The sequence below is a fragment of the Lactobacillus sp. XV31L genome (assembly GCF_059900865.1).
Window position 1 is genome coordinate 70,161 of the sequence record NZ_JBWXGC010000006.1, and the last position, 19,163, is coordinate 89,323.

16 protein-coding genes and 2 tRNA genes are annotated in these 19,163 nt (G+C 42.6%); 17 read left to right on the plus strand and 1 reads right to left on the minus strand.

Translation table 11 applies throughout. The features are described 5' to 3' along the window. The first annotated feature begins 43 nt into the window (after positions 1 to 43). Together acpS and alr are read left to right on the plus strand one after the other, a co-directional pair. A complete protein-coding gene (gene acpS / locus AC2JF7_RS05405) occupies positions 44 to 397 on the plus strand; it encodes a holo-ACP synthase (RefSeq protein ID WP_500727677.1) in 354 nt (117 codons plus the stop codon). A gap of 2 nt (positions 398 to 399) precedes the next feature. Then, complete coding sequence (gene alr, locus AC2JF7_RS05410; protein ID WP_500727678.1) at positions 400 to 1,536, plus strand: alanine racemase; 1,137 nt, start codon at positions 400 to 402, stop codon at positions 1,534 to 1,536. A 58-nt stretch (positions 1,537 to 1,594) separates the two neighbouring features. On the opposite strand, the gene cbpA is transcribed toward alr, so the two are convergent. Beyond that, positions 1,595 to 2,302, minus strand: coding sequence for a cyclic di-AMP binding protein CbpA (cbpA, locus tag AC2JF7_RS05415; RefSeq protein ID WP_500727679.1), 708 nt, complete (start codon positions 2,300 to 2,302; stop codon positions 1,595 to 1,597). A 221-nt stretch (positions 2,303 to 2,523) separates the two neighbouring features. Here cbpA and pth point away from each other — a divergent pair, with 221 nt between their 5' ends. The 15 genes from pth (at position 2,524) to AC2JF7_RS05490 (ending at position 18,892) form a co-directional block, all read left to right on the plus strand. After that, complete coding sequence (pth, locus tag AC2JF7_RS05420) at positions 2,524 to 3,090, plus strand: aminoacyl-tRNA hydrolase (protein ID WP_500727680.1); 567 nt, start codon at positions 2,524 to 2,526, stop codon at positions 3,088 to 3,090. A gap of 1 nt (position 3,091) precedes the next feature. Then, on the plus strand, positions 3,092 to 6,583 hold the full coding sequence (gene mfd / locus AC2JF7_RS05425; protein ID WP_500727681.1) for a transcription-repair coupling factor: 3,492 nt from the start codon (positions 3,092 to 3,094) through the stop codon (positions 6,581 to 6,583). Positions 6,584 to 6,597: 14 nt separating this feature from the next. Continuing rightward, positions 6,598 to 6,840, plus strand: a complete 243-nt coding sequence (locus AC2JF7_RS05430) for an RNA-binding S4 domain-containing protein (RefSeq protein WP_500727682.1) — start codon at positions 6,598 to 6,600, stop codon at positions 6,838 to 6,840. A gap of 78 nt (positions 6,841 to 6,918) precedes the next feature. Continuing rightward, positions 6,919 to 7,296, plus strand: a complete 378-nt coding sequence (locus tag AC2JF7_RS05435) for an FtsB family cell division protein (RefSeq protein ID WP_500727732.1) — start codon at positions 6,919 to 6,921, stop codon at positions 7,294 to 7,296. Further along, on the plus strand, positions 7,293 to 7,661 hold the full coding sequence (locus AC2JF7_RS05440) for a S1 RNA-binding domain-containing protein (RefSeq protein ID WP_500727733.1): 369 nt from the start codon (positions 7,293 to 7,295) through the stop codon (positions 7,659 to 7,661). Before AC2JF7_RS05435 ends, AC2JF7_RS05440 begins: the two co-directional genes overlap by 4 nt. Further along, positions 7,651 to 8,910 carry a tRNA lysidine(34) synthetase TilS gene (tilS, locus tag AC2JF7_RS05445; RefSeq protein ID WP_500727683.1) on the plus strand — a complete coding sequence of 420 codons (1,260 nt, stop codon included), beginning with the start codon at positions 7,651 to 7,653 and terminating at the stop codon, positions 8,908 to 8,910. Before AC2JF7_RS05440 ends, tilS begins: the two co-directional genes overlap by 11 nt. 86 nt (positions 8,911 to 8,996) lie before the next feature. Continuing rightward, positions 8,997 to 11,234, plus strand: a complete 2,238-nt coding sequence (gene ftsH, locus AC2JF7_RS05450; RefSeq protein ID WP_500727684.1) for an ATP-dependent zinc metalloprotease FtsH — start codon at positions 8,997 to 8,999, stop codon at positions 11,232 to 11,234. Positions 11,235 to 11,289: 55 nt separating this feature from the next. Then, complete coding sequence (hslO, locus tag AC2JF7_RS05455) at positions 11,290 to 12,174, plus strand: Hsp33 family molecular chaperone HslO (RefSeq protein WP_500727685.1); 885 nt, start codon at positions 11,290 to 11,292, stop codon at positions 12,172 to 12,174. A 230-nt stretch (positions 12,175 to 12,404) separates the two neighbouring features. Continuing rightward, the gene (locus AC2JF7_RS05460; protein ID WP_500727686.1) at positions 12,405 to 13,031 is read left to right on the plus strand and encodes a histidine phosphatase family protein; all 627 of its coding nucleotides are present in this window, start codon (positions 12,405 to 12,407) and stop codon (positions 13,029 to 13,031) included. A gap of 96 nt (positions 13,032 to 13,127) precedes the next feature. Next, positions 13,128 to 14,168: a tRNA dihydrouridine synthase DusB gene (gene dusB / locus AC2JF7_RS05465; RefSeq protein ID WP_500727687.1), complete on the plus strand. Its 1,041-nt coding sequence runs from the start codon at positions 13,128 to 13,130 to the stop codon at positions 14,166 to 14,168. Continuing rightward, the gene (gene lysS / locus AC2JF7_RS05470; RefSeq protein ID WP_500727688.1) at positions 14,161 to 15,708 is read left to right on the plus strand and encodes a lysine--tRNA ligase; all 1,548 of its coding nucleotides are present in this window, start codon (positions 14,161 to 14,163) and stop codon (positions 15,706 to 15,708) included. The genes dusB and lysS overlap by 8 nt, the downstream gene beginning before the upstream one ends. A 459-nt stretch (positions 15,709 to 16,167) precedes the next feature. Next, positions 16,168 to 16,239, plus strand: a tRNA-Gly gene (locus tag AC2JF7_RS05475). A gap of 42 nt (positions 16,240 to 16,281) precedes the next feature. Continuing rightward, positions 16,282 to 16,355 (plus strand) — tRNA-Pro (locus AC2JF7_RS05480). A 509-nt stretch (positions 16,356 to 16,864) separates the two neighbouring features. Next, a complete protein-coding gene (locus AC2JF7_RS05485) occupies positions 16,865 to 17,281 on the plus strand; it encodes a hypothetical protein (RefSeq protein ID WP_500727689.1) in 417 nt (138 codons plus the stop codon). Between the two features lie 33 nt (positions 17,282 to 17,314). Beyond that, positions 17,315 to 18,892 (plus strand): ATP-binding cassette domain-containing protein, encoded by a 1,578-nt coding sequence (locus AC2JF7_RS05490; RefSeq protein ID WP_500727690.1) that lies wholly within the window; start codon positions 17,315 to 17,317, stop codon positions 18,890 to 18,892. Positions 18,893 to 19,163 lie beyond the last annotated feature (271 nt).

A 19,163-nucleotide genomic window follows, 5' to 3' on the forward strand; every position in this document is an offset into this window, starting at 1 on the left:
TGCAACTCTTTTTTGGTATTATAATTTAAGTGAGGTGATAGAAATGATTGCTGGAGTAGGAATAGATGCGGTCGAAGTTGAACGCGTAGCCAAGATCGTTGCTAAGGGCGATGGATTTGCACGCAAAGCGCTGACCCCACGAGAATTTACTCAATACGAAAAGATGCAGGGCAAGCGAAAAGTAGAATATTTAGGTGGACGCTTTTCGCTTAAAGAATCTTTTTCCAAGGCAATGGGTACAGGGTTAGGCAAAGACATTGGTCTGCAGGACGTTGAAACATTATGGGATGATTTAGGTCATCCAGTGACCACTTCATCTAAATTTAAAGGGAAGATCTTTCCTAGTATTACTCACGATAATCATGAAATAGTCACTTTAATTGTATTGGAGAAGTAGAAATGGTACCAGGAATACACCGCCCAGCGGCTGTGCGAGTAAATTTAACTGCAATTAGACATAACGTTGAACGTGAAGTAAAGCACTTAGAACCTGGACAGAAGCTATTTGCGGTCGTCAAGGCAAACGCATATGGTCACGGTGCAGTAAGGGTCGCACGCGAGGTCCTCAAGGCTGGCGCTAGTGGCTTTTGTGTTGCTATTTTGGATGAGGCACTGGAATTGCGGCATGCTGGTATTGTCCAGCCAATTTTGGTTTTGGGCGTGACGCCAGCAGCATATGCCCCGCTAGCGGCAGCAAATGGTATTTCACTAACTGTACCTGATCTAGATTGGTTGCAAGCAGCGGACCAGAAGCTGAAACACGTCCAAGCCGATCTGTGTCTTAAAATTCATCTGGCTATTGATTCGGGTATGGGCCGTATCGGCTTTAACCAGGATCGAGACTTTCTTGCTGCGAACAACTTGTTGCGCGATAATCCTCGCTTTGAGGTCGAGGGCATGTTTACCCATTTTGCTTCAGCTGATAGCAGCGACGATTCATACTTTCAGGGCCAAGTTAACCGCTTTGACCACTTCAAGAGCATGTTGAAGCTGAAGCCTAAGTGGATTCATGTTGACAATACAGCAGCCAGTGTTTATAACAAAAAAGTGCATAGCGACTTAGTTCGCTTTGGTATTGGCATATATGGACTCAATCCTTCTTCTAATCCTAATGGCCCTGACCTTGCAATGAGTGTTGAACTTACACCAGCCTTGTCACTTGAAAGTGAACTGGTTCAGGTGCACAAGATTCCCAAGGGTCAGGGAGTAGGCTATGGTTCAACCTATATTGCAGACGAAGAGCAGGTAATTGGCACTGTTCCAATTGGATATGCTGATGGCTTTATCCGCAAGTTCCAAGGCTTTAAGGTCAAGGTTGGGGACTGTTACTGTCCCATTGTGGGCCGCATCTGCATGGACCAACTAATGGTACGTTTGCCCCAAGAGATGCCGGCAGGAAGCAAAGTGGTTCTGATTTCAAATGATCCAGCAGCACCCAATAGCATTAAGAAGGCGGCTGACTACGTGGATTCTATCCACTATGAGGTTGCTTGCTTGCTTAATGACCGTCTGCCGCGTGAATACTATGAAGATTAATAGATACAAAAAAGACATTGCTTCAATTAGCAATGTCTTTTTATGTTTTGATTTATAGCTAGTTGTCTAGTGGTTCACTGAGATAGACACCAGGGTTTTCATCGCTCATGATAGTCATTCCAGCTTGCAAGTCTTCGATTTCAGCTACAACGTAGCTCTTGCTCTCCAACTTCTTGACAATTGTCTTTAAAGTATCTTCTGTTACACCAGCTGGCAAGGTGAAAAGAATGCGCCGCACGGTGTTTGCGCTTTTAGCAGTACTGGAAGCGTCCAAGCTCATCGTTCCTGCAATCACAGTGTACTTGCTAATGATTTTGGCCATTTTAACTAAATTGCCGCGTGAATTATCGGTTAATACAGTTAAGACATAAGAGCCATTCTTCACGTTCCAAGCATCTGACAGCATGTCAAGCAGGCGGGAGTGGGTCAGAATACCATAGAACTTGCTACTTTCGTCTAAGACTGCAATGTAAGGCAAGTCCTTAATGGTAAAGAATACTTTGAAAAAGGGCGAATTTACTTTGATAGTCTTAGTAGCATTCTTAAGCAGGTAAGTTACAGGCAGGCTCATGTCTTTGCCTTGTGACTTGTGGCGGTATATATGCATCTTATATATATTGCCCCGGAAAATAGTACCCGTATCATCTAAAATCGGCACACATCGAAAACCTGAGTCTTCCAAAATTTTAAGTGCTTCTTCAAGTGTAGCGTGTTCGTTAACCGTGGTGAGGTAATCTTTTTTAATAACTAAAGATTTGATAAGCATGATACAGCCTCCGTTGATAAAATTACTCCCAATAATTATACCATAAACAATAATTCTATTAAATAAACATTAAAAATCAAACTTTGATCAATTAAGTTTAGCACTTGCACCTGGAATTAAAAAGTCTTTTTGTCAGGTGCAATCAAAGTGTAATAGTCCAAAGTAATTGAAAGCGAGCGAATGTGCTATCATTAATACGACTAAAAATGAGGGGAAATACAATGAAATTAATTGCGGGTCTGGGAAATCCGGGCCAAAAATATGATGGTACTAAACATAATACAGGATTTATGGCACTTGACTACTATTTAAAGCAAAGTAACCTGCAGCTGGAACGAGAAAAATTCACTGGCAGGTATACTAAACAAGTAGTCATGGGAACAAATGTGATCTTGCTTGAACCGCAGACATTTATGAATGATTCTGGTCGCTCAGTTGCTCAATTTGCCCGCTTTTTTAAAATTGCGGACGAAGACATTCTCATTATCCATGATGATATGGACTTGCCTTTAGGCAAATTGCGTATTCGTGCAGGCGGCAAGTCAGGCGGTCACAATGGCATCAAGAGCATTATTCGTGATCTGGGCAGCAGCAATTTCAACCGGTTAAAGATTGGCATCCGCCATCCGGACAATGCAACAGAAGCGAGTGTAGTTTCATGGGTACTGTCACCCTTTGATGGCGACCAGCAAAAATTAATGGATGCTGCCTTTGCTGCTAGCAGTCAAGTGATTGCTGATTTTATTGCAGGCAAGAGCAGCCAGTTTTTGATGAATAAATATAATTAACATGCGCTTAACCAACCTAGTCGAAAAAGATCAAGATCTCAATAATTTTATTGCCAAAATTGTTCAAGCTGACAATTCTCTAATTACAGGAGCAAATGCCGGTGCCTTTAGTCTGCTCTTGATGCAGATTGTCACCAAGCTTAATTGCCCCCTAATCTTGGTTGAAGAGAATGAGAATAAGACCCAGAAGCGGTTCAGTGAGCTGAATGCGCTAATGCCTGCCGGTCACGTGCAAATTTTTCCTGTTGATGCAACAATTGCCACGCAAACAGCAATCAGTTCGGCAGATGAATTGAGCAGCAGAATCCAGACGCTTAACTTTTTGTTGAGCCAAAAGCCAGGCATAGTGGTCACAGTGCCACAAGGATTGCAATATAAGCTGTCTAAACCCAAGGATTATGGTGCAACCAGACTTACGCTTAAGCCGGGCGTGGAATTTGAATTGCGCGAACTTGCAAATTGGCTCGTGCGAGCAGGCTATCTGCGGGAGAATTTAGTTGCTAAGCCCGGCGAATTTGCCTTGCGGGGCGATATCTTGGACATATATCCACTCGACAGGGAAAATCCAGTGAGGATCGAGTTCTTTGACGATGAGGTGGATACAGTTAAAGAGTTTGATCTGACAAGTCAACGTAGCCAAAAAATGCTGGATCAAGTAGTAGTTTCAGCAGCCCAGGACCGGGTATTTACCAGTCAAGACTTCAAGCGGGCTACTAGCGCAATAAGGGAAGCGATGACAAGTGCCCCAGCGCCAGCAGAAGCTGTCAGCAATCATTTTGCCCCGCTTGTGGAAGAGCTGAATAATGGCAGTTTACCTGCAAACTATGCCTTCTTGGTTGATTTTTTAATCGAGCATCCTAGCAATTTGCTCGAATATTTGGACCAAACGGGCTTGGTGATGCTTGATGATTGGCCCCTAATCGATCAAGCAGTCAAGACCGTTGACCAGCAAAATGCGGGTTTTATTGATGATGAGCTTAAAACGGGGGCAATGCTGCCAGGACAAGAGTTGCGCGCTGACTTTAACCGTAACTGGGCAGCTGATAGCCACCATCACATCTACTTTTCACTTTTTCAAAGAAGTCTGGGGCATGTTCGTCTAGACCAACTGTTTGACTGGCAAACCCGAGAGCCTGAGCAGTTTTTTAGTCAAATGCCGCTGATTAAAGCTGAACTTGAATCCTACCAGAAAAAACAGCAAACCGTTGTTCTTCAAGCAGATAATGCCAAAAGAGCCCGGCAAATTAGTCAAACGCTGGCCGAGTTCGGCTTAGACGTACCTGTTGTTGATAGTAATGATCTGCTAGAAGGGCGCACTCAGATTACGGTGAACGCTTTTGCTAGCGGCTTCATGCTGCCTGTGAGTGACTTGGTTTACCTAACTGAACGCGAACTGTTCAACAAGGCTGTGCACCATAATCGGCGCATTAAAACATTAGAAAACGCACAGCGACTGCGCAGCTATACGGAGCTTAGACCTGGCGACTACGTTGTTCATGTCAACCATGGTATCGGCCGGTTTGAAGGCATTAAAACGCTGGAAAACAATGGCATTAAGCGGGACTATATTACGATAACCTACCAGCATGGTGACCAGCTATTTGTACCGGCAGACCAGCTGAAATTAGTTCAAAAGTATGTTGCGAGCGAGGGCAAGACGCCTCACATTAACAAGCTGGGCGGTAGTGAATGGGCTAAAACCAAACGGCGTGTCCAGTCCAAGGTTGAAGACATTGCAGATGAGCTGATTGACCTATATGCCAAGCGTGAAGCAGAACAAGGCTTTGCTTACTCACCAGACGATGAGCTGCAGCGACAGTTTGAAGATGCCTTTCCCTATGTCGAGACGCCAGACCAACTCCGGTCAATTGACGAGGTTAAGCATGACATGGAGCAAGTCAAGCCGATGGACAGGTTGCTGGTGGGCGATGTGGGCTTTGGCAAGACCGAGGTGGCTTTGCGAGCTGCCTTTAAGGCAATTGAAGATAACAAGCAGGTTGCTTTTTTAGTGCCTACCACCATCTTGGCCCAGCAGCACTATGAAACTATTCAGGACCGCTTTAAAAACTTTCCAGTAAATTATGCTGTTTTATCTCGTTTCCAAACCCCGGCGGAAGTAAAAGAAATTATTGCCGGCCTCAAGAGTGGCAAGATTGACCTAGTAGTGGGAACGCACCGACTTTTATCAAAAGATGTTCACTTCCAAAATTTAGGCCTGCTAATAGTCGACGAGGAACAACGCTTTGGTGTTAAGCATAAGGAACGATTAAAGGAACTGAAAGCCAATATTGATGTCCTTACTTTGACCGCAACCCCCATCCCGCGCACCTTGCACATGTCGATGGTTGGCGTACGTGACTTGTCAGTGATGGAGACGCCGCCCTCTAACCGTTATCCAATTCAAACATATGTGATGGAGCAAATTCCTAGCGTAATTAGGGATGCCTGTTTGCGTGAGATGGAGCGAGACGGACAAGTCTTTTACCTGCATAACCGGATTGGCGATATCGATGAGGTGGTCAATGAATTGCAAGGCTTGCTTCCAACTGCACGGATAGCTAGTGTCCACGGACGAATGGGCAAGCACTTGATGGAGGATATACTTTATCGCTTCCTGAACCGTGAATTTGATATTTTGGTCACTACCACTATCATTGAAACGGGGATCGACATGCCCAATGTCAACACAATGATCGTTGAAGATGCTGACCACTACGGCCTCAGCCAGCTTTACCAGTTGCGCGGTCGGATTGGGCGCAGTGCTCGACTTGCGTATGCCTACTTTCTGTATCAATCTAATAAGGTACTGACTGAGGTGGGTGAGAAGCGGCTGGACGCTATTCGCGACTTTACAGAACTTGGGTCCGGCTTCAAAATAGCCATGCGCGACTTGTCAATTCGCGGCGCTGGCAACATGTTGGGTGCCCAGCAGCATGGCTTTATTGACAGTGTCGGCTACGACTTGTACTCACAGATGCTGGCTGATGCTGTTAAAAGCCGTAAAGGCAAAGCAAAAGTCAAAAAGGGCAACGCAGAGATTGACCTGGGTCTTGAAGCCTATATTCCTGCCAGCTATATCGGTGACCAAGAAGAAAAGATTGAGTTTTACAAAAAGATCAAGACAGCCGATATTGCAGATATTGACCAGATTCAGGATGAACTGATTGACCGCTTTGGAGACTATCCTGAACCAGTTGAAAACCTGCTAGCAATTTCGCAGTTAAAAGCTGAAGCTGATCAGGCCCAAGTGCTAAGCATTATTAAGACTGGCCAACAGGTGAAGGTGGAATTTCAACACCATGCAGCAAAAGAACTCACTGGCCCTAATATTTTAAAAGCATTAGAACATGTGTCTTTCAAGGCCAAAATCAGCTTAACGCCGCAACATACCTTGGTGGTGCTGCTCAAGATGACAGAAGGCTTGCATAGCCGCCAGCTCTTTAATGAATTAACCAGGTTTATGAGTGCAGCTAGTGATATTATTCAAAGATAAAAAGAGGTATTAAAATGAGAATAGACAAATTTTTAAAGGTTTCGCGCTTGGTCAAGAGACGTCCAATTGCTAAAGAAATGGCTGATCAAGGCCGCATTAAAGTAAATGACCGCGTTGTCAAGTCAAGTTATGACGTCAAGGTTGGCGATGTAATAGAGGTTGGCTATGGTTCCAGGATGGTTAAGGCCAAGGTTTGTGATATTAAAGAGACGACTAAAAAGGCTGAAGCAAGCGAACTCTACGAATTAGTCGATTAAATCGTCTACTGTGTAATGACTTTTATAGGGGCCCTTGTTATAATTAAAAGAGTATTGTTTTAGTAATAGAGGTTTGAAATTATGAAGGGACCACGCATCTATAATTCGCTCAGCCCTGAGGAGCGGATGGCGCGTCTGCGGCGTAAGCAGGAAAAAAGGGGAAAAGAAGTTCACCGGATTCGACGTAACCGGATAGTTGCCATTTTTATACTGATTTTTGCCGTCTTGGGTGGTCAAATTGCATATACGCATGCCCAGACCGGCCAAATCAACGAGCGAGTGCAAACTTCCAAGCAAACTTTGAAAAAGATCAATAGTCAAAAGAGTAGCTTGACTACTAAGAAAAATGACTTAAAAGATCCAGACTATGTGGCAAAGCTGGTTCGCTTCAAGTTTTTATATTCAAAACCAAATGAGACAATTTATAATTTGCCAGAGGATAAGAACAACAACTGATGAAGTATCAAGTTGGACAACGTATTACAGGCATCATCAATAACATTAGCGACTTAGGCATTTTTTTGACGCTGCCCAAGCAGACTTCAGGTCTTATTCACCATAGCGATTTTGTGGACAATTGGGCACGTGAAAGGCGCAATTACCAAGTAGGTCAGTCTGTTCGCGTGGTAGTCTTGAATGTCTACAAGGGCAAGATTGCCCTTTCTAAGATGAGGGTCAATGACCCAAGCCTGGCGGATCGGACTAACCAATTTACAAAAGTCAAAAATGAAGATTTTGGGACCGTGTTGACCCAAACTGTGGCTGATGGCCAAAAAGAGCTTGAGAAATTGCAGCAAGAGCTGGCTAGCTATGCAGATTGAAGCTTTTTTCCAAAGAGAAGACCTGTCTTTAAACGGTAAAACACTGGTAGTGGCGACTAGCGGAGGCCCAGATTCAATGGCGCTTTTGGATTTGCTTAATAATATTAAAACTAGCCAGAACTTCCACTTGATTGCAGCCCATTTAGATCACCAGCTGCGCCAAGACTCCCAGCGTGAAGCTGAAGTGATTGACCGCTATTGTCAAGACAAGCAAATCAAGACGGTACATGGTTCCTGGCCCCAAAGCATACATCCCCAAAATGGAACAGAAGCTGCTGCACGCAAGTACCGGTATGACTTTTTGGCGCAAGTGATGCAGGCAAACGCAGGAGACTACTTGCTAACAGCACACCACTGTGATGACTTGGTAGAAAATATCTTGATCAAGTTTATTCGTTCAGGCAATCCAAGTGAAATGAATAGCTTGACCGCTGTAAGCAAGTGGCGCGGGGCATTACTATTGCGGCCGCTCTTATCAATTGAAAAGGAAACTTTGCTGGTCTATGATCGTGGTCATGATATTCCCTTTGTAATTGATAAAAGCAACAAGGAAGACACGGTCTTACGCAACCGGCTCCGCCACCAGGTAGTGCCCATGCTCAAGCGTGAAAACACACAACTTGGTCAAAATGCTTTGCGCTTTAGCAGGCAGATTAGCCAGATGACGACATTAATTGAAACTGAATTTTCACACTTAGAGCAACCGCAGTCTTTTTTAGGATTGGCATTTCGACTGCCGCAAGCAGCCCTAGCCAATCTTTCACCGGACCAGCAGACTGCTTACTGGCAAAATTTTATCTGGCACAAGCAGCATGTGCGTGTAAATGAAAATTTGGGCAGCATGGGCCTAATTACCTATCAAGGCTATTTCTATCTGCTGCCTAAGCGCCTGCCCCCTGCGATTACAATTAGTCCAATCACAGTGGAGCATGAATTTTCATTTGGACCGCGGCGCTTTCTTCTAACTACGACTAAATGCCAGCAAGGCCAACTGCTGGATCACATATTCTTGCCGCAAGCTGCAAAGTTAAACGTAGGCTCGCTTTTAGCAGGCAAAAAATTGCTGCTCAAGAACGGGCAGCATGCCAAGAGCAAAAAGAAGTTTGCCCAAGCAAAAATTCCAGCTGCTTTGCGGCCATACTGCTTGACCTTGTATGAAGATGGCAAGGTTGAATATATTGAACACGTTTATTGCAAGCCGCACAATTCAGATGGCTTACAGAAATATTATTTATATGTAAGCAATTAATAAGAAAATATAAAATGTTAGAGTGTGAGTAAAATTTATGGTAAACTCTTATTCGTGTATCTCTAGACACTTTGCGGAGGTTTTTTATGAAAAATAACCGGAATCGGCTGTTTTCAAACGGTTTATTCTATATAATTGTTTTCCTTTTATTACTAGGGGGAATTAACTGGGCTCTTGGCGGGTCTGACAATTCTGGTGGCAGTGAAAATATCAGCTACTCAGAGTTTGTGCAAGACCTGCGTCAAGGCAAAGTTAAGAACTTTAGTGTTCAGCCCGCAAACGGCATTTATACCGTTACGGGCGATTACAAGGAAGCACAAGACACTAAAGCACAGACAAAGAATAATTTTGACTTCTTTGGTGGTAGTTCCAATCCTAAGGTGTCGCGCTTTTCCACGACGATGCTGCAGAATGATTCCAGCGTAGCGACTGTGCAAGACTTGGCTCGAAAGAACAGCACCAAGATGACGACTCAGGGTGAGTCGCAATCTGGCAACTGGATTTCGACCATTGTCATGTTAGTTCCGACTATTCTCTTTATTGTCATGCTTTGGATGTTGATGAGCCAGAGCAGTGGCGGTGGCCGCGGCGGTAATGGTGGCGGCATCATGAATTTCGGTCGCTCCCACGTAAAACCAGAAGATCCTAAAAAGAACAAGGTTCGTTTTTCCGATGTTGCTGGTGAAGAGGAAGAAAAGCAGGAACTGGTAGAAGTAGTTGAATTCTTAAAGAGTCCGGCAAAGTTTACCAAACTTGGTGCTAAGATTCCGTCTGGTGTCCTTCTTGAGGGTCCTCCTGGTACTGGTAAAACACTTTTGGCGCGGGCCGTTGCTGGTGAAGCTAATGTTCCCTTTTTCTCAATTTCTGGTTCCGACTTCGTTGAAATGTTTGTCGGTGTTGGTGCCAGTCGAGTACGTGACCTGTTTACCAATGCCAAGAAGAATGCCCCCAGCATCATCTTTATCGATGAAATTGATGCAATTGGTCGACGTCGCGGCGGCAATTCAGCCGGCGGCGGCAATGATGAGCGGGAGCAGACTTTAAACCAATTACTGGTTGAAATGGATGGTTTTGAAGGCAACGAGGGCGTTATCGTTATTGCTGCCACCAACCGTTCAGACGTTTTGGACCCAGCCTTGCTGCGGCCTGGTCGTTTTGACCGTAAGGTTTTGGTTGGCAGTCCTGACGTACGTGGCCGTGAAGCTATTTTGCGGGTACACGCCAAGAACATGCCACTGGCTGCAGACGTTGATCTGAAAGAAATTGCACGGCAAACCCCAGGCTTTGTTGGTGCAGACTTGGCCAACTTGTTGAACGAGGCCGCCTTGCTAGCTGCTCGCCGCAATGCTAGTGAAATTGCTGCCAGCGACCTTGATGAGGCAGAAGACCGGGTGATCGCTGGTCCAGCCAAGAAGAATAGCTTGATTTCGAAGAAGGAGAGACAAAGAGTTGCCTTCCACGAAGCGGGACACTCAATCTGTGGCCTGGTCTTAAGTGATTCGCGGACCGTCCGCAAAGTTACCATTGTGCCTCATGGCCGTACTGGTGGCTACAACTTGATGCTGCCTAAAGATGATCAGTTCTTGCTGACAAGAAAGCAGCTGATGGAGCAGATCGTGGGCCTGATGGGTGGCCGCGCTGGTGAAGAAGTTGTTGTAGGCGATCAATCAACTGGTGCTTCAAACGACTTTGAGCAAGCCACTCAGATTGCTCACAGCATGGTCGTCAACTATGGTATGACTGATTCATTAGGTATGGTTGAACTTGAAAAAGAAGGCGATACTAACCCATATGGCTTTAAGCCATACAGTGAAGCAACCTCAGCCAAGATTGACCAGGCTGTGAAGCAATTGCTTGATGAAGCTCACGAAGAGGCGGTCAAGATTGTTAAGAACAACCGTGAAAAGCACCGCATTATCGCTGAAGCATTGCTTAAGTATGAAACATTAGACGAAAAGCAAATCATGTCGCTATACACGACGGGTAAGATGCCAGAAAAAACTGAGCAAGAATATCCAAGTGAATCTAAGGCATTAACTTATGAAGAAGCTAAGGCTGCTGCAGAGAAAAAAGAAACCCAAAAAGCAACCATTGCTAATTCAGAAGATGGACAAGAGCTAAGGGACCAAGCAACTCTTAATAAAGTTGACGAAACTCCTTTGGAAAAGAATCGCAAGACTGAAGAAGAAAATCAGGAAAGACCACAGCAAGCAGATTCCACTAGTGAAGCTGCTGATGCTGACTCTTTCAAGTCAACTTCTACAGAGTCTAATGCGCACAATACTGATTCAAGTGAAGATGCGAATGAAGACGATCATCGTTAAAATTTAACATTATAAATAGAGCCGCTTGCGGGCTCTATTTTTTTAGGAGAATATCATGGAAGACTATTTAATTAAAGCAATTGACCGAAGTAAAAATTTGCGCTTATTGACTATAACCGCCAAAGGTGTAGTCCAAGAAGCACAAACTAGGCAGGACACTTGGTCAGCATCTTCTGCAGTACTTGGCCGCACCTTGGTTGCTGGGTTATTGCTTGCCGGTGCAGAATTAACCGATCAAGAGGAATTAACCGTCCGCCTTCTTGGCAATGGACCAGTTGGTCCAACAGTAGTTACAGCCAAGGCTGACCTGTCGGTTAAGGGCTACCTGAAAAATCCCCACATTGCACTTCCACCCAAAAAGAATGGTCACATTGACGTAAAGCAGGCAGTAGGCCAAGGTTGGCTTGAAGTGACCAAGGACCTGGGTCTAAAAGAGCCTTACACAGGCCAAGTACCAATTGTGTCAGGTGAAATTGCCGAAGATGTAGCTTATTATTTAACTAAATCTGAACAGATTCCCTCTGCGGTTGGTTTATCAGTCTTTGTTAATCCTAACAATACAATCGGTGAGGCCAGCGGCTTTATGCTCCAGGCTTTGCCGGGCGCTAGTGATAACTTGATTAACAAGACAATTGAGCGTATCAATCGCTTGCCAGAACTGTCTAGTTCCTTTTTAGAGGAAATGCCCCCTGAAGACCTGGCGCCGCGAATTTTAGGAGAAGATTGCAAAATACTGGAAAAAGCCCCAGTTGCCTTTAAGTGTGATTGTTCTAAAGAAAAGTATGGTAAAATCTTAGCTACGATCAAAAAGAATCAGTTATTGGCAATGATCAATGAAGACCATGGTGCTGAACTAACTTGCAGCTTCTGTGGCAATAAATACCACTATAGCGAGGCAGAATTGAAGACGATATTGGAAAGAAGAGAAGACGTGAAATAAAAGTGCTCAAGGTCTGCTTATTTGCTCTACGCAGCAATTATTAGCGTTGACTTCTGGGCAACAGAATTGCAGTACGCTGATAATGTGGTCAAATTAGTAGAGGAGCAGACTAGTCAGTATTGGCATATTGCTTGTAATTTGCTTAATTTACCAGCTTAAAGGGGTGCGGTAAAGACCGATTTTGATTATAATGAAAGAGTTGAATTAATCTAAACCAAAGGAGTTCCCTAATGCTGAACGTGTACATTGTGCGCCATGGACAAACAGATACTAACAAGACTGATGCCATCAATGGGTCAAGAACCAACCTGCCTTTAAACGAAACAGGAATCAAGCAAGTTGAAACTCTGCGTGACAGCTTTGATACAAGCAATATTGATTATGTATATGCCAGCCCACTCTTGCGGGCAAAGCAGACAGCTGAAATTTTGGACCAGGACAGACACCAGATTATCTTAGATGACCGCTTAAAAGAAATGAATTATGGTAATTGGGATGGCAAGTTAATTGAGGAAATTGCAGCCAAGTACCCTCAGGTCTTTGACGAGCTAGGCTACTTTAATGAAAAATATAGTGATTATTCTTCTGGTGAAAGCTATGAACATTTGACTGCGCGACTGATGGATTTTTGGAGTGACCTGGTGCAAAAACATACAAATGCAGCAGTTGTCCTTGTTTTTCATGGCACAGCTTCTCGAGCACTGGTTCAAGGCATTTTGAAAATACCAGCGATTGCCAGTATTGGTGAAGTCCAAAATGCTGCTGTAACTAACATTTTGGTTGATGACCACAGCAAGAAGGCATTTTTGCGCTATTATAATCGCGTTGCACCAGGAAAGTTTATTATTGCAAAATAAACTAGAATCTAGCCCTTTTTGGCCCACAAGGTCCCTTGAGATTTTGCTAATTAGGTGCTGTTTGGTATGATATGAAAGATATGAGAGGATGATTTGGTGGATAATAGCTGGAAAATTCGCGATTTAACCATTCCCAATCGGGTTGTTGTAGCGCCCATGGCAGGCGTGTCTAACGCAGCTTTTCGCATAATTTGCAAAGAATTTGGTGCTGGGCTAGTCGTGTGTGAGATGATTTCCGATCATGGAATTATTTACCGCAATAAAAAAACAATGGCGATGATGAAGGTCGATCCGCGTGAACACCCAATGAGCATCCAGATTTTTGGGGGCTCTGAGGAGACCTTGCTGGAGGCAGCACAGTACATAGATCAGCATACAGCAGCTGACATTATTGACATTAATATGGGTTGCCCGGTACCGAAAATCACTAAGACGGATGCTGGGTCTAAATGGCTGCTTGATGCCAACAAGATTTACCAAATGGTGCATAGGGTAGTGCAAAACGTTTCCAAACCCGTGTCAGTTAAGATGCGTATTGGCTGGGATCGCAAGCATATTTTTGCTGTTGAAAATGCACTTGCAGCTCAAGAGGCTGGTGCTGCAATGATTGCAATGCACGGACGGACGCGTAAGCAAATGTATCAAGGAGAAGCCGACTGGGAAACGCTACATGATGTCGCCCAGGTTCTTGACGTGCCCTTTGTAGCCAATGGTGATATTGCTACGCCTGAGCTGGCAGAAAAGGCATTAAAAGAAATAGGCTGTACTGCTGTTATGGTGGGTCGAGCTGCATTAGGCAACCCATGGATTCTTAAAGATATGGTCCACTACTTGGAAACTGGTGAAAAGCTCGAGCCTCAAGGGGTGCGTGAGCGAGTTGCAACCGCTGAGCATCAACTGCGGGGGTTAGTCGAGCTCAAAGGCGAGAAGATTGCGGTTCCAGAGTTTCGCCAGCAAGCCGCGTATTACCTTAAGGGAATACCTCGTTCAGCACGAACTCGTGCCAAGGTAAATGAGGTCTGGACTGCGCAAGAAGTTTATGACTTGCTTGATAATTTTGTGGAAGACTATGAAAAAAGGCAGGCCCAACGATCTGCTAGAAGTGAAAGAACTATTGGAGGAAAAGTAATTGGCTAAAAGTGAAATGAATGATCAATTGATTGTTCGTCGGCAAAAGTTGCAGGAATTGCGTGAAAATGGTATTGAACCGTTTGGCATGAGAAAGTTTGACCGTCAGGACTTAGCACGCACTTTGAATGAAAAATATCGCGGAGAAGATAAGGATGAGTTAAACGAAAAATTGCCTAAGACTAAGATTGCTGGCAGAATATTGGCAAAAAGAGGCAAGGGCAAGGTTGGTTTTGCTGATCTTTATGACCGTACTGGCAAGGTGCAAATTTATGTCCGCAAGGATATTGTGGGTGAAGAGAACTACCAGATTTTTAAAAAGGCTGACATCGGTGACTTTTTAGGAATTGATGGCGAGGTCATGAAGACCGACACAGGTGAATTAACAATTCGCGCCCAGCACGTCACCTTCTTGTCAAAAGCTTTGCGGCCATTACCCGACAAGTACCACGGCCTCAAGGATGTTGAACACATTTACCGCCAACGTTATCTTGACCTCATTTCTAACCATGAAAGTTACTTGCGTTTTGTCCACCGGACCAAGATCATTCAGGCAATTCGTGACTTCCTAAATGAGAAGGACTTTTTAGAAGTAGAAACGCCAGTCCTGCATAATATTCCTGGTGGTGCTGAAGCTAGACCATTTATTTCCCATCATAATGCCTTAGACATTGATTTATACATGCGTATTGCACTTGAATTGCCCCTTAAGCGCCTGATTGTTGGTGACATGGAGCGGGTTTATGAGATTGGCCGTGTCTTTCGTAATGAGGGCCTAGATACTCACCACAACCCAGAATTTACTGAGCTCGAAACCTATGCCGCATACTGGGACTTCCATGATGTGATGGATGAAGCAGAAGGCATTATCCGGGCCGCTGCCAGCGTCGTAACCGACGATGGCAAGGTAACTTACCAAGGTACAGAAATTGATCTAGGCAAGCCCTTCCGCCGCGTACACATGGTTGATCTTATTAAAGAGAAGACCGGCGTTGACTTCTGGCAACAGATGAGCTTAGAAGAAGCAAAACAAATTGCCCGTGACCATAAGATTCAAGTTGAAAGCTTCTGGGGCGTAGGCCACATCATTAATGCCTTCTTTGAAAAGTATTGTGAAGAAACCATCGTTGACCCAACCTTTGTGTACGGTCACCCGGTAGAAATTTCGCCGCTGGCCAAGAAGAATGCCGATGACCCACGCTTTACTGATCGTTTCGAAATCTACATCATGGGTGAGGAATATGGCAATGCCTTTTCCGAGCTCAATGATCCAGATGACCAACGCGAGCGCTTTGAGGCACAAATGGCTGAGCGTGAAGCCGGCAACGATGAAGCCGACATGATTGACGAGGACTACCTTCGGGCGATGGAATTCGGTATGCCGCCAACGGGAGGCTTAGGTATTGGAATTGATCGTTTAGTCATGCTCTTGACTGACGCTCCAGCAATTCGCGATGTGCTGCTCTTCCCGACGATGCGTCCAGAAAAGATTGAAGACATTGAGCGTGAAGTGCAAGAAGATTTGAAGAAAAAGGATAAAAGTAAATAATAGAAAAAGAAGACGAACTCTGCGTTCGTCTTCTTTTGGTATAAATTAAAATTCCAATCTTTTAACTGTTTTTCATGCATCATTACATAAGACTTATTGTCAGTATTGTTCACAGTAGGCTAGACTATACTTAACCTTGCAGAGTAATGGGAGGCATTGGACATGACGATTGGTGAGTTGCTGAAAAAGCACCAGTTTTGCAGCAGGCGCAGCAAGCTATACAAGCGGTACAATTCTACTTCTTCTGTCAGTCTAGTCTGTGCTTGAGCTCATCGTCGATAAAGGTTACTGACATATTGTGCCAAATAGTCTTGACGAGAGTGAACAGTTCATTCTCATCTTTAATTGTAAACTGCTGGTGGTTGATAAGCATTACCTTATTGCAAGTAAGACTTTTTGATTTTTTTGGCAAAAAGACTTTGCAAAATCAAATTCATTTGCTATAATAATATCTGTCTTGCGGAAGTAGTTCAGTGGTAGAACATCACCTTGCCATGGTGGGGGTCGCGGGTTCGAATCCCGTCTTCCGCTCTATCGAAAAAGCCCACCGCTTATGGTGGGTTTTTTATTGAACGGGAAATAGCTCAGCTTGGTAGAGCGCTACGTTCGGGACGTAGAGGTCGCAGGTTCGAATCCTGTTTTCCCGATAATGAGCACTTTGCCTTTATGCTAACGGCTTGAAACGTTGGCATGAAGGCATTTTTGTTTTTTAAGTTTTCTGAAATTGGTTTAAAACGGGCTGAAAAATTCATGTTATTAACTAGTGACTATAATTAGGCATTAGGCTTATATATAATCTGTTAAGCCGTTAATAATTGTGATGCAAAATACCAGGCTATACTAAAAAAGCTGTACTTTGATAATAAAAGACAGCAATGTACTGGACTTTGTGCATAAAATGCTTGATTAATCGGTTGTGCCTCTCAATCTCGTTCTTCTCACAAGAAGTGTAAGGGTGCGCGAGGTAGACCATCGTCTGCAATACTCCTTCTAACTGGTCTAAATTCACAAATTCAAAACCATTAACCGTGGTAATGGTCTTAAAAAGCACGATGTTGGCCCTTTGGTGAGAGCAGTAAAAAATAAATTATATAAATCTTTGTGTTTTATAATAATATTATATTTATTTTCAAAAATTTTTTATTTTTGATAAAGGATGATATTATCTATATTAGAAAGAAAAATAGAAGCTACTATTGTCAAATTTTCTGATAGTGAAAATGCAATATGGGATCTTTTAGAAAAGGTAAAACATCATAAAGCAGTTGCAATTGCTGGTGATTTTTCAACTGAGCTTCCTATTAAAAGGTACAGAAGAACTTTAGACTTTATGGGAAATAAATATATTTATTCTTCTAGGTTAGAAGACATGATTAGAAAATTATCGATTGCTTATGTATCAATGTATACAAGAATTTCCAATGATCAGCTTATTATTAGTTTTAAAGAAGGTACTTTTAATTATCAGAATGATTTCTACAATAATTTAGAACAACTTATTTTTTCTGCTCCTGATCAATGGGTAGGAGCTAGTGAATACCGAAAGTTACTTATCAGTAATGATTTAAAATAAGCAATTATTATTAGTATTAGGCAAGGAGAAATCATGATTGTTAGATATTATACTAAATGGAAGCTTGCAGCACTTGCAATACTTGGCATAATTGCTAGTACACAGAATATTGTGATGGCTTATGTGTTAGAAACCATGACAAATGCATTAGCAGATAGAAATTTGCATGAGCTACCGCACATGTTTTTAGTTGCTCTAATTTTATTCTTAATCGTTTTAGTAGCTGAGTTAGGCTATAATTATTTAAAAAATGATGCTGTTAAGGAAGTCAATACCCTTTTGAGAACCAAAATTCTCGCAGGAATGTTAGAAACGTCTAAAGAAGATAATGCTTCGGCTTTAGGGTTTTTAACCAATGATTTTAAATTGTTAGAAACTAATCGATTTAATGCTGAAATTAATATTGTCTTTTATTTTGTGACGGTGGCGCTTTCACTAATTTATGCAATGTATATTAATATGATTTTGACGGTATTTTTTCTAATAGGTTCTACCCTTCCAATACTAGTTTCAGCTTTATTACAAAAGCCAATACGTAAAGCTTCAAATCATTGGACCAAAGCCAATGGTAGGTATGTCAGTCAAATAAAAAACATCTTAGCAGGAACGGATTCTTTAAAGTTATATCAAAAGCAAGCTAATGCTGTTGATGAAAATTTACCAAAAGTTTCAAGATTAGAACAAGCTCTGTGTAAGATTAATTTGTTGAGTGATAATACTCGTACAGTTATAGGTTTTGTAGGAATTTATGGTACATTTGTCATTCCAGCCTATTTAGGCGGGTTAATGGTATTACACGGGCAAACAACGATGGGTGTCCTGTTTGCAATTGTTCAATTATCAAATTCGTTTGTTAATCCGCTTATGCAAATTTTAGAAGAGCGCAATCACTTATCAACGACTAAAGATATTGTAAAAAAGGTTAATTATTATTTGGATCTGTCAACTACCAAAGAGTTATCAGACAAATATACTTTCAATAAACAAGTAAATTGGCAAAATATCTGTTTGGTAAGGGATAAAAAGCAACTTCTCAGTGGGCTTAATTTAACTATTAATCCTGGAGAAAAGATAGCAGTTATTGGACCTTCTGGCAGCGGCAAGTCTACTTTGTTGTATTTTATGATGTCTAATAAATTTGGAAAAGCATCAAATATCTTGATTGATAATCAAAAAGTCAAGGCTGATCAAATATCTAATCTATTTGCATATTCCAGTCAAGCACCAGTTATTTTTGCTGATACACTTTGGTTTAATTTAACGTTAGGTGAAAAATTACCTGTGAACGAAGTTGAACAAGTTTGTGAGCAATTAGAGTTAAATACCATGGTAGAGGAAAAAGGTTTTAATTATCAATTAGGGGATAATGCCGACAAGCTATCTGGTGGACAGTTAGCGAGAATTGAATTAGCCAGAGCAATTTTATCAAAACGTCCAATTCTGTTACTTGATGAAATCAATGCTTCACTCGATCAAGCGACTTCAGCCGCAATTCATCAGATATTATTGCATTCAAATTTAACCTTCATAGAGGTGATTCATCATTATCAAATTGCTGATTTAGACAAGTATGATCAGGTAATTAATTTAGCAGATTATCAAGATAGGTAAATAATAGATTGGAAAAAGAGATTGACACCATAAATGTATTAGTATTGTGGAGCACAAAAAATAAAGCATCATATCAATTAACATGTTGATTTTGTCTAATTTTAATACCTTTTGCTGTTTCTAAGATTAAATTAGTAGTTTAAAGCAATTTTGAGGATAACCGTAAAATTTGAAAATAAAAGGAATAATTTGTATGGAGCTTAAAATAAAAAACGCTCTTTATGTTCCTGCTAAGATAGTCACTAAATAATGATGATACTTCGAATGAATT

What these genes read in the sequence shown, in the direction of transcription:
- acpS (WP_500727677.1), top strand. Translation starts at nt 44, where the DNA reads ATGATTGCTGGAGTAGGAATAGATGCGGTCGAAGTTGAACGCGTAGCC.
- alr (WP_500727678.1), top strand. Translation starts at nt 400, where the DNA reads ATGGTACCAGGAATACACCGCCCAGCGGCTGTGCGAGTAAATTTAACT.
- cbpA (WP_500727679.1), bottom strand. Translation starts at nt 2,302, where the DNA reads ATGCTTATCAAATCTTTAGTTATTAAAAAAGATTACCTCACCACGGTT.
- pth (WP_500727680.1), top strand. Translation starts at nt 2,524, where the DNA reads ATGAAATTAATTGCGGGTCTGGGAAATCCGGGCCAAAAATATGATGGT.
- mfd (WP_500727681.1), top strand. Translation starts at nt 3,092, where the DNA reads ATGCGCTTAACCAACCTAGTCGAAAAAGATCAAGATCTCAATAATTTT.
- AC2JF7_RS05430 (WP_500727682.1), top strand. Translation starts at nt 6,598, where the DNA reads ATGAGAATAGACAAATTTTTAAAGGTTTCGCGCTTGGTCAAGAGACGT.
- tilS (WP_500727683.1), top strand. Translation starts at nt 7,651, where the DNA reads ATGCAGATTGAAGCTTTTTTCCAAAGAGAAGACCTGTCTTTAAACGGT.
- ftsH (WP_500727684.1), top strand. Translation starts at nt 8,997, where the DNA reads ATGAAAAATAACCGGAATCGGCTGTTTTCAAACGGTTTATTCTATATA.
- hslO (WP_500727685.1), top strand. Translation starts at nt 11,290, where the DNA reads ATGGAAGACTATTTAATTAAAGCAATTGACCGAAGTAAAAATTTGCGC.
- AC2JF7_RS05460 (WP_500727686.1), top strand. Translation starts at nt 12,405, where the DNA reads ATGCTGAACGTGTACATTGTGCGCCATGGACAAACAGATACTAACAAG.
- AC2JF7_RS05485 (WP_500727689.1), top strand. Translation starts at nt 16,865, where the DNA reads ATGATATTATCTATATTAGAAAGAAAAATAGAAGCTACTATTGTCAAA.
- AC2JF7_RS05490 (WP_500727690.1), top strand. Translation starts at nt 17,315, where the DNA reads ATGATTGTTAGATATTATACTAAATGGAAGCTTGCAGCACTTGCAATA.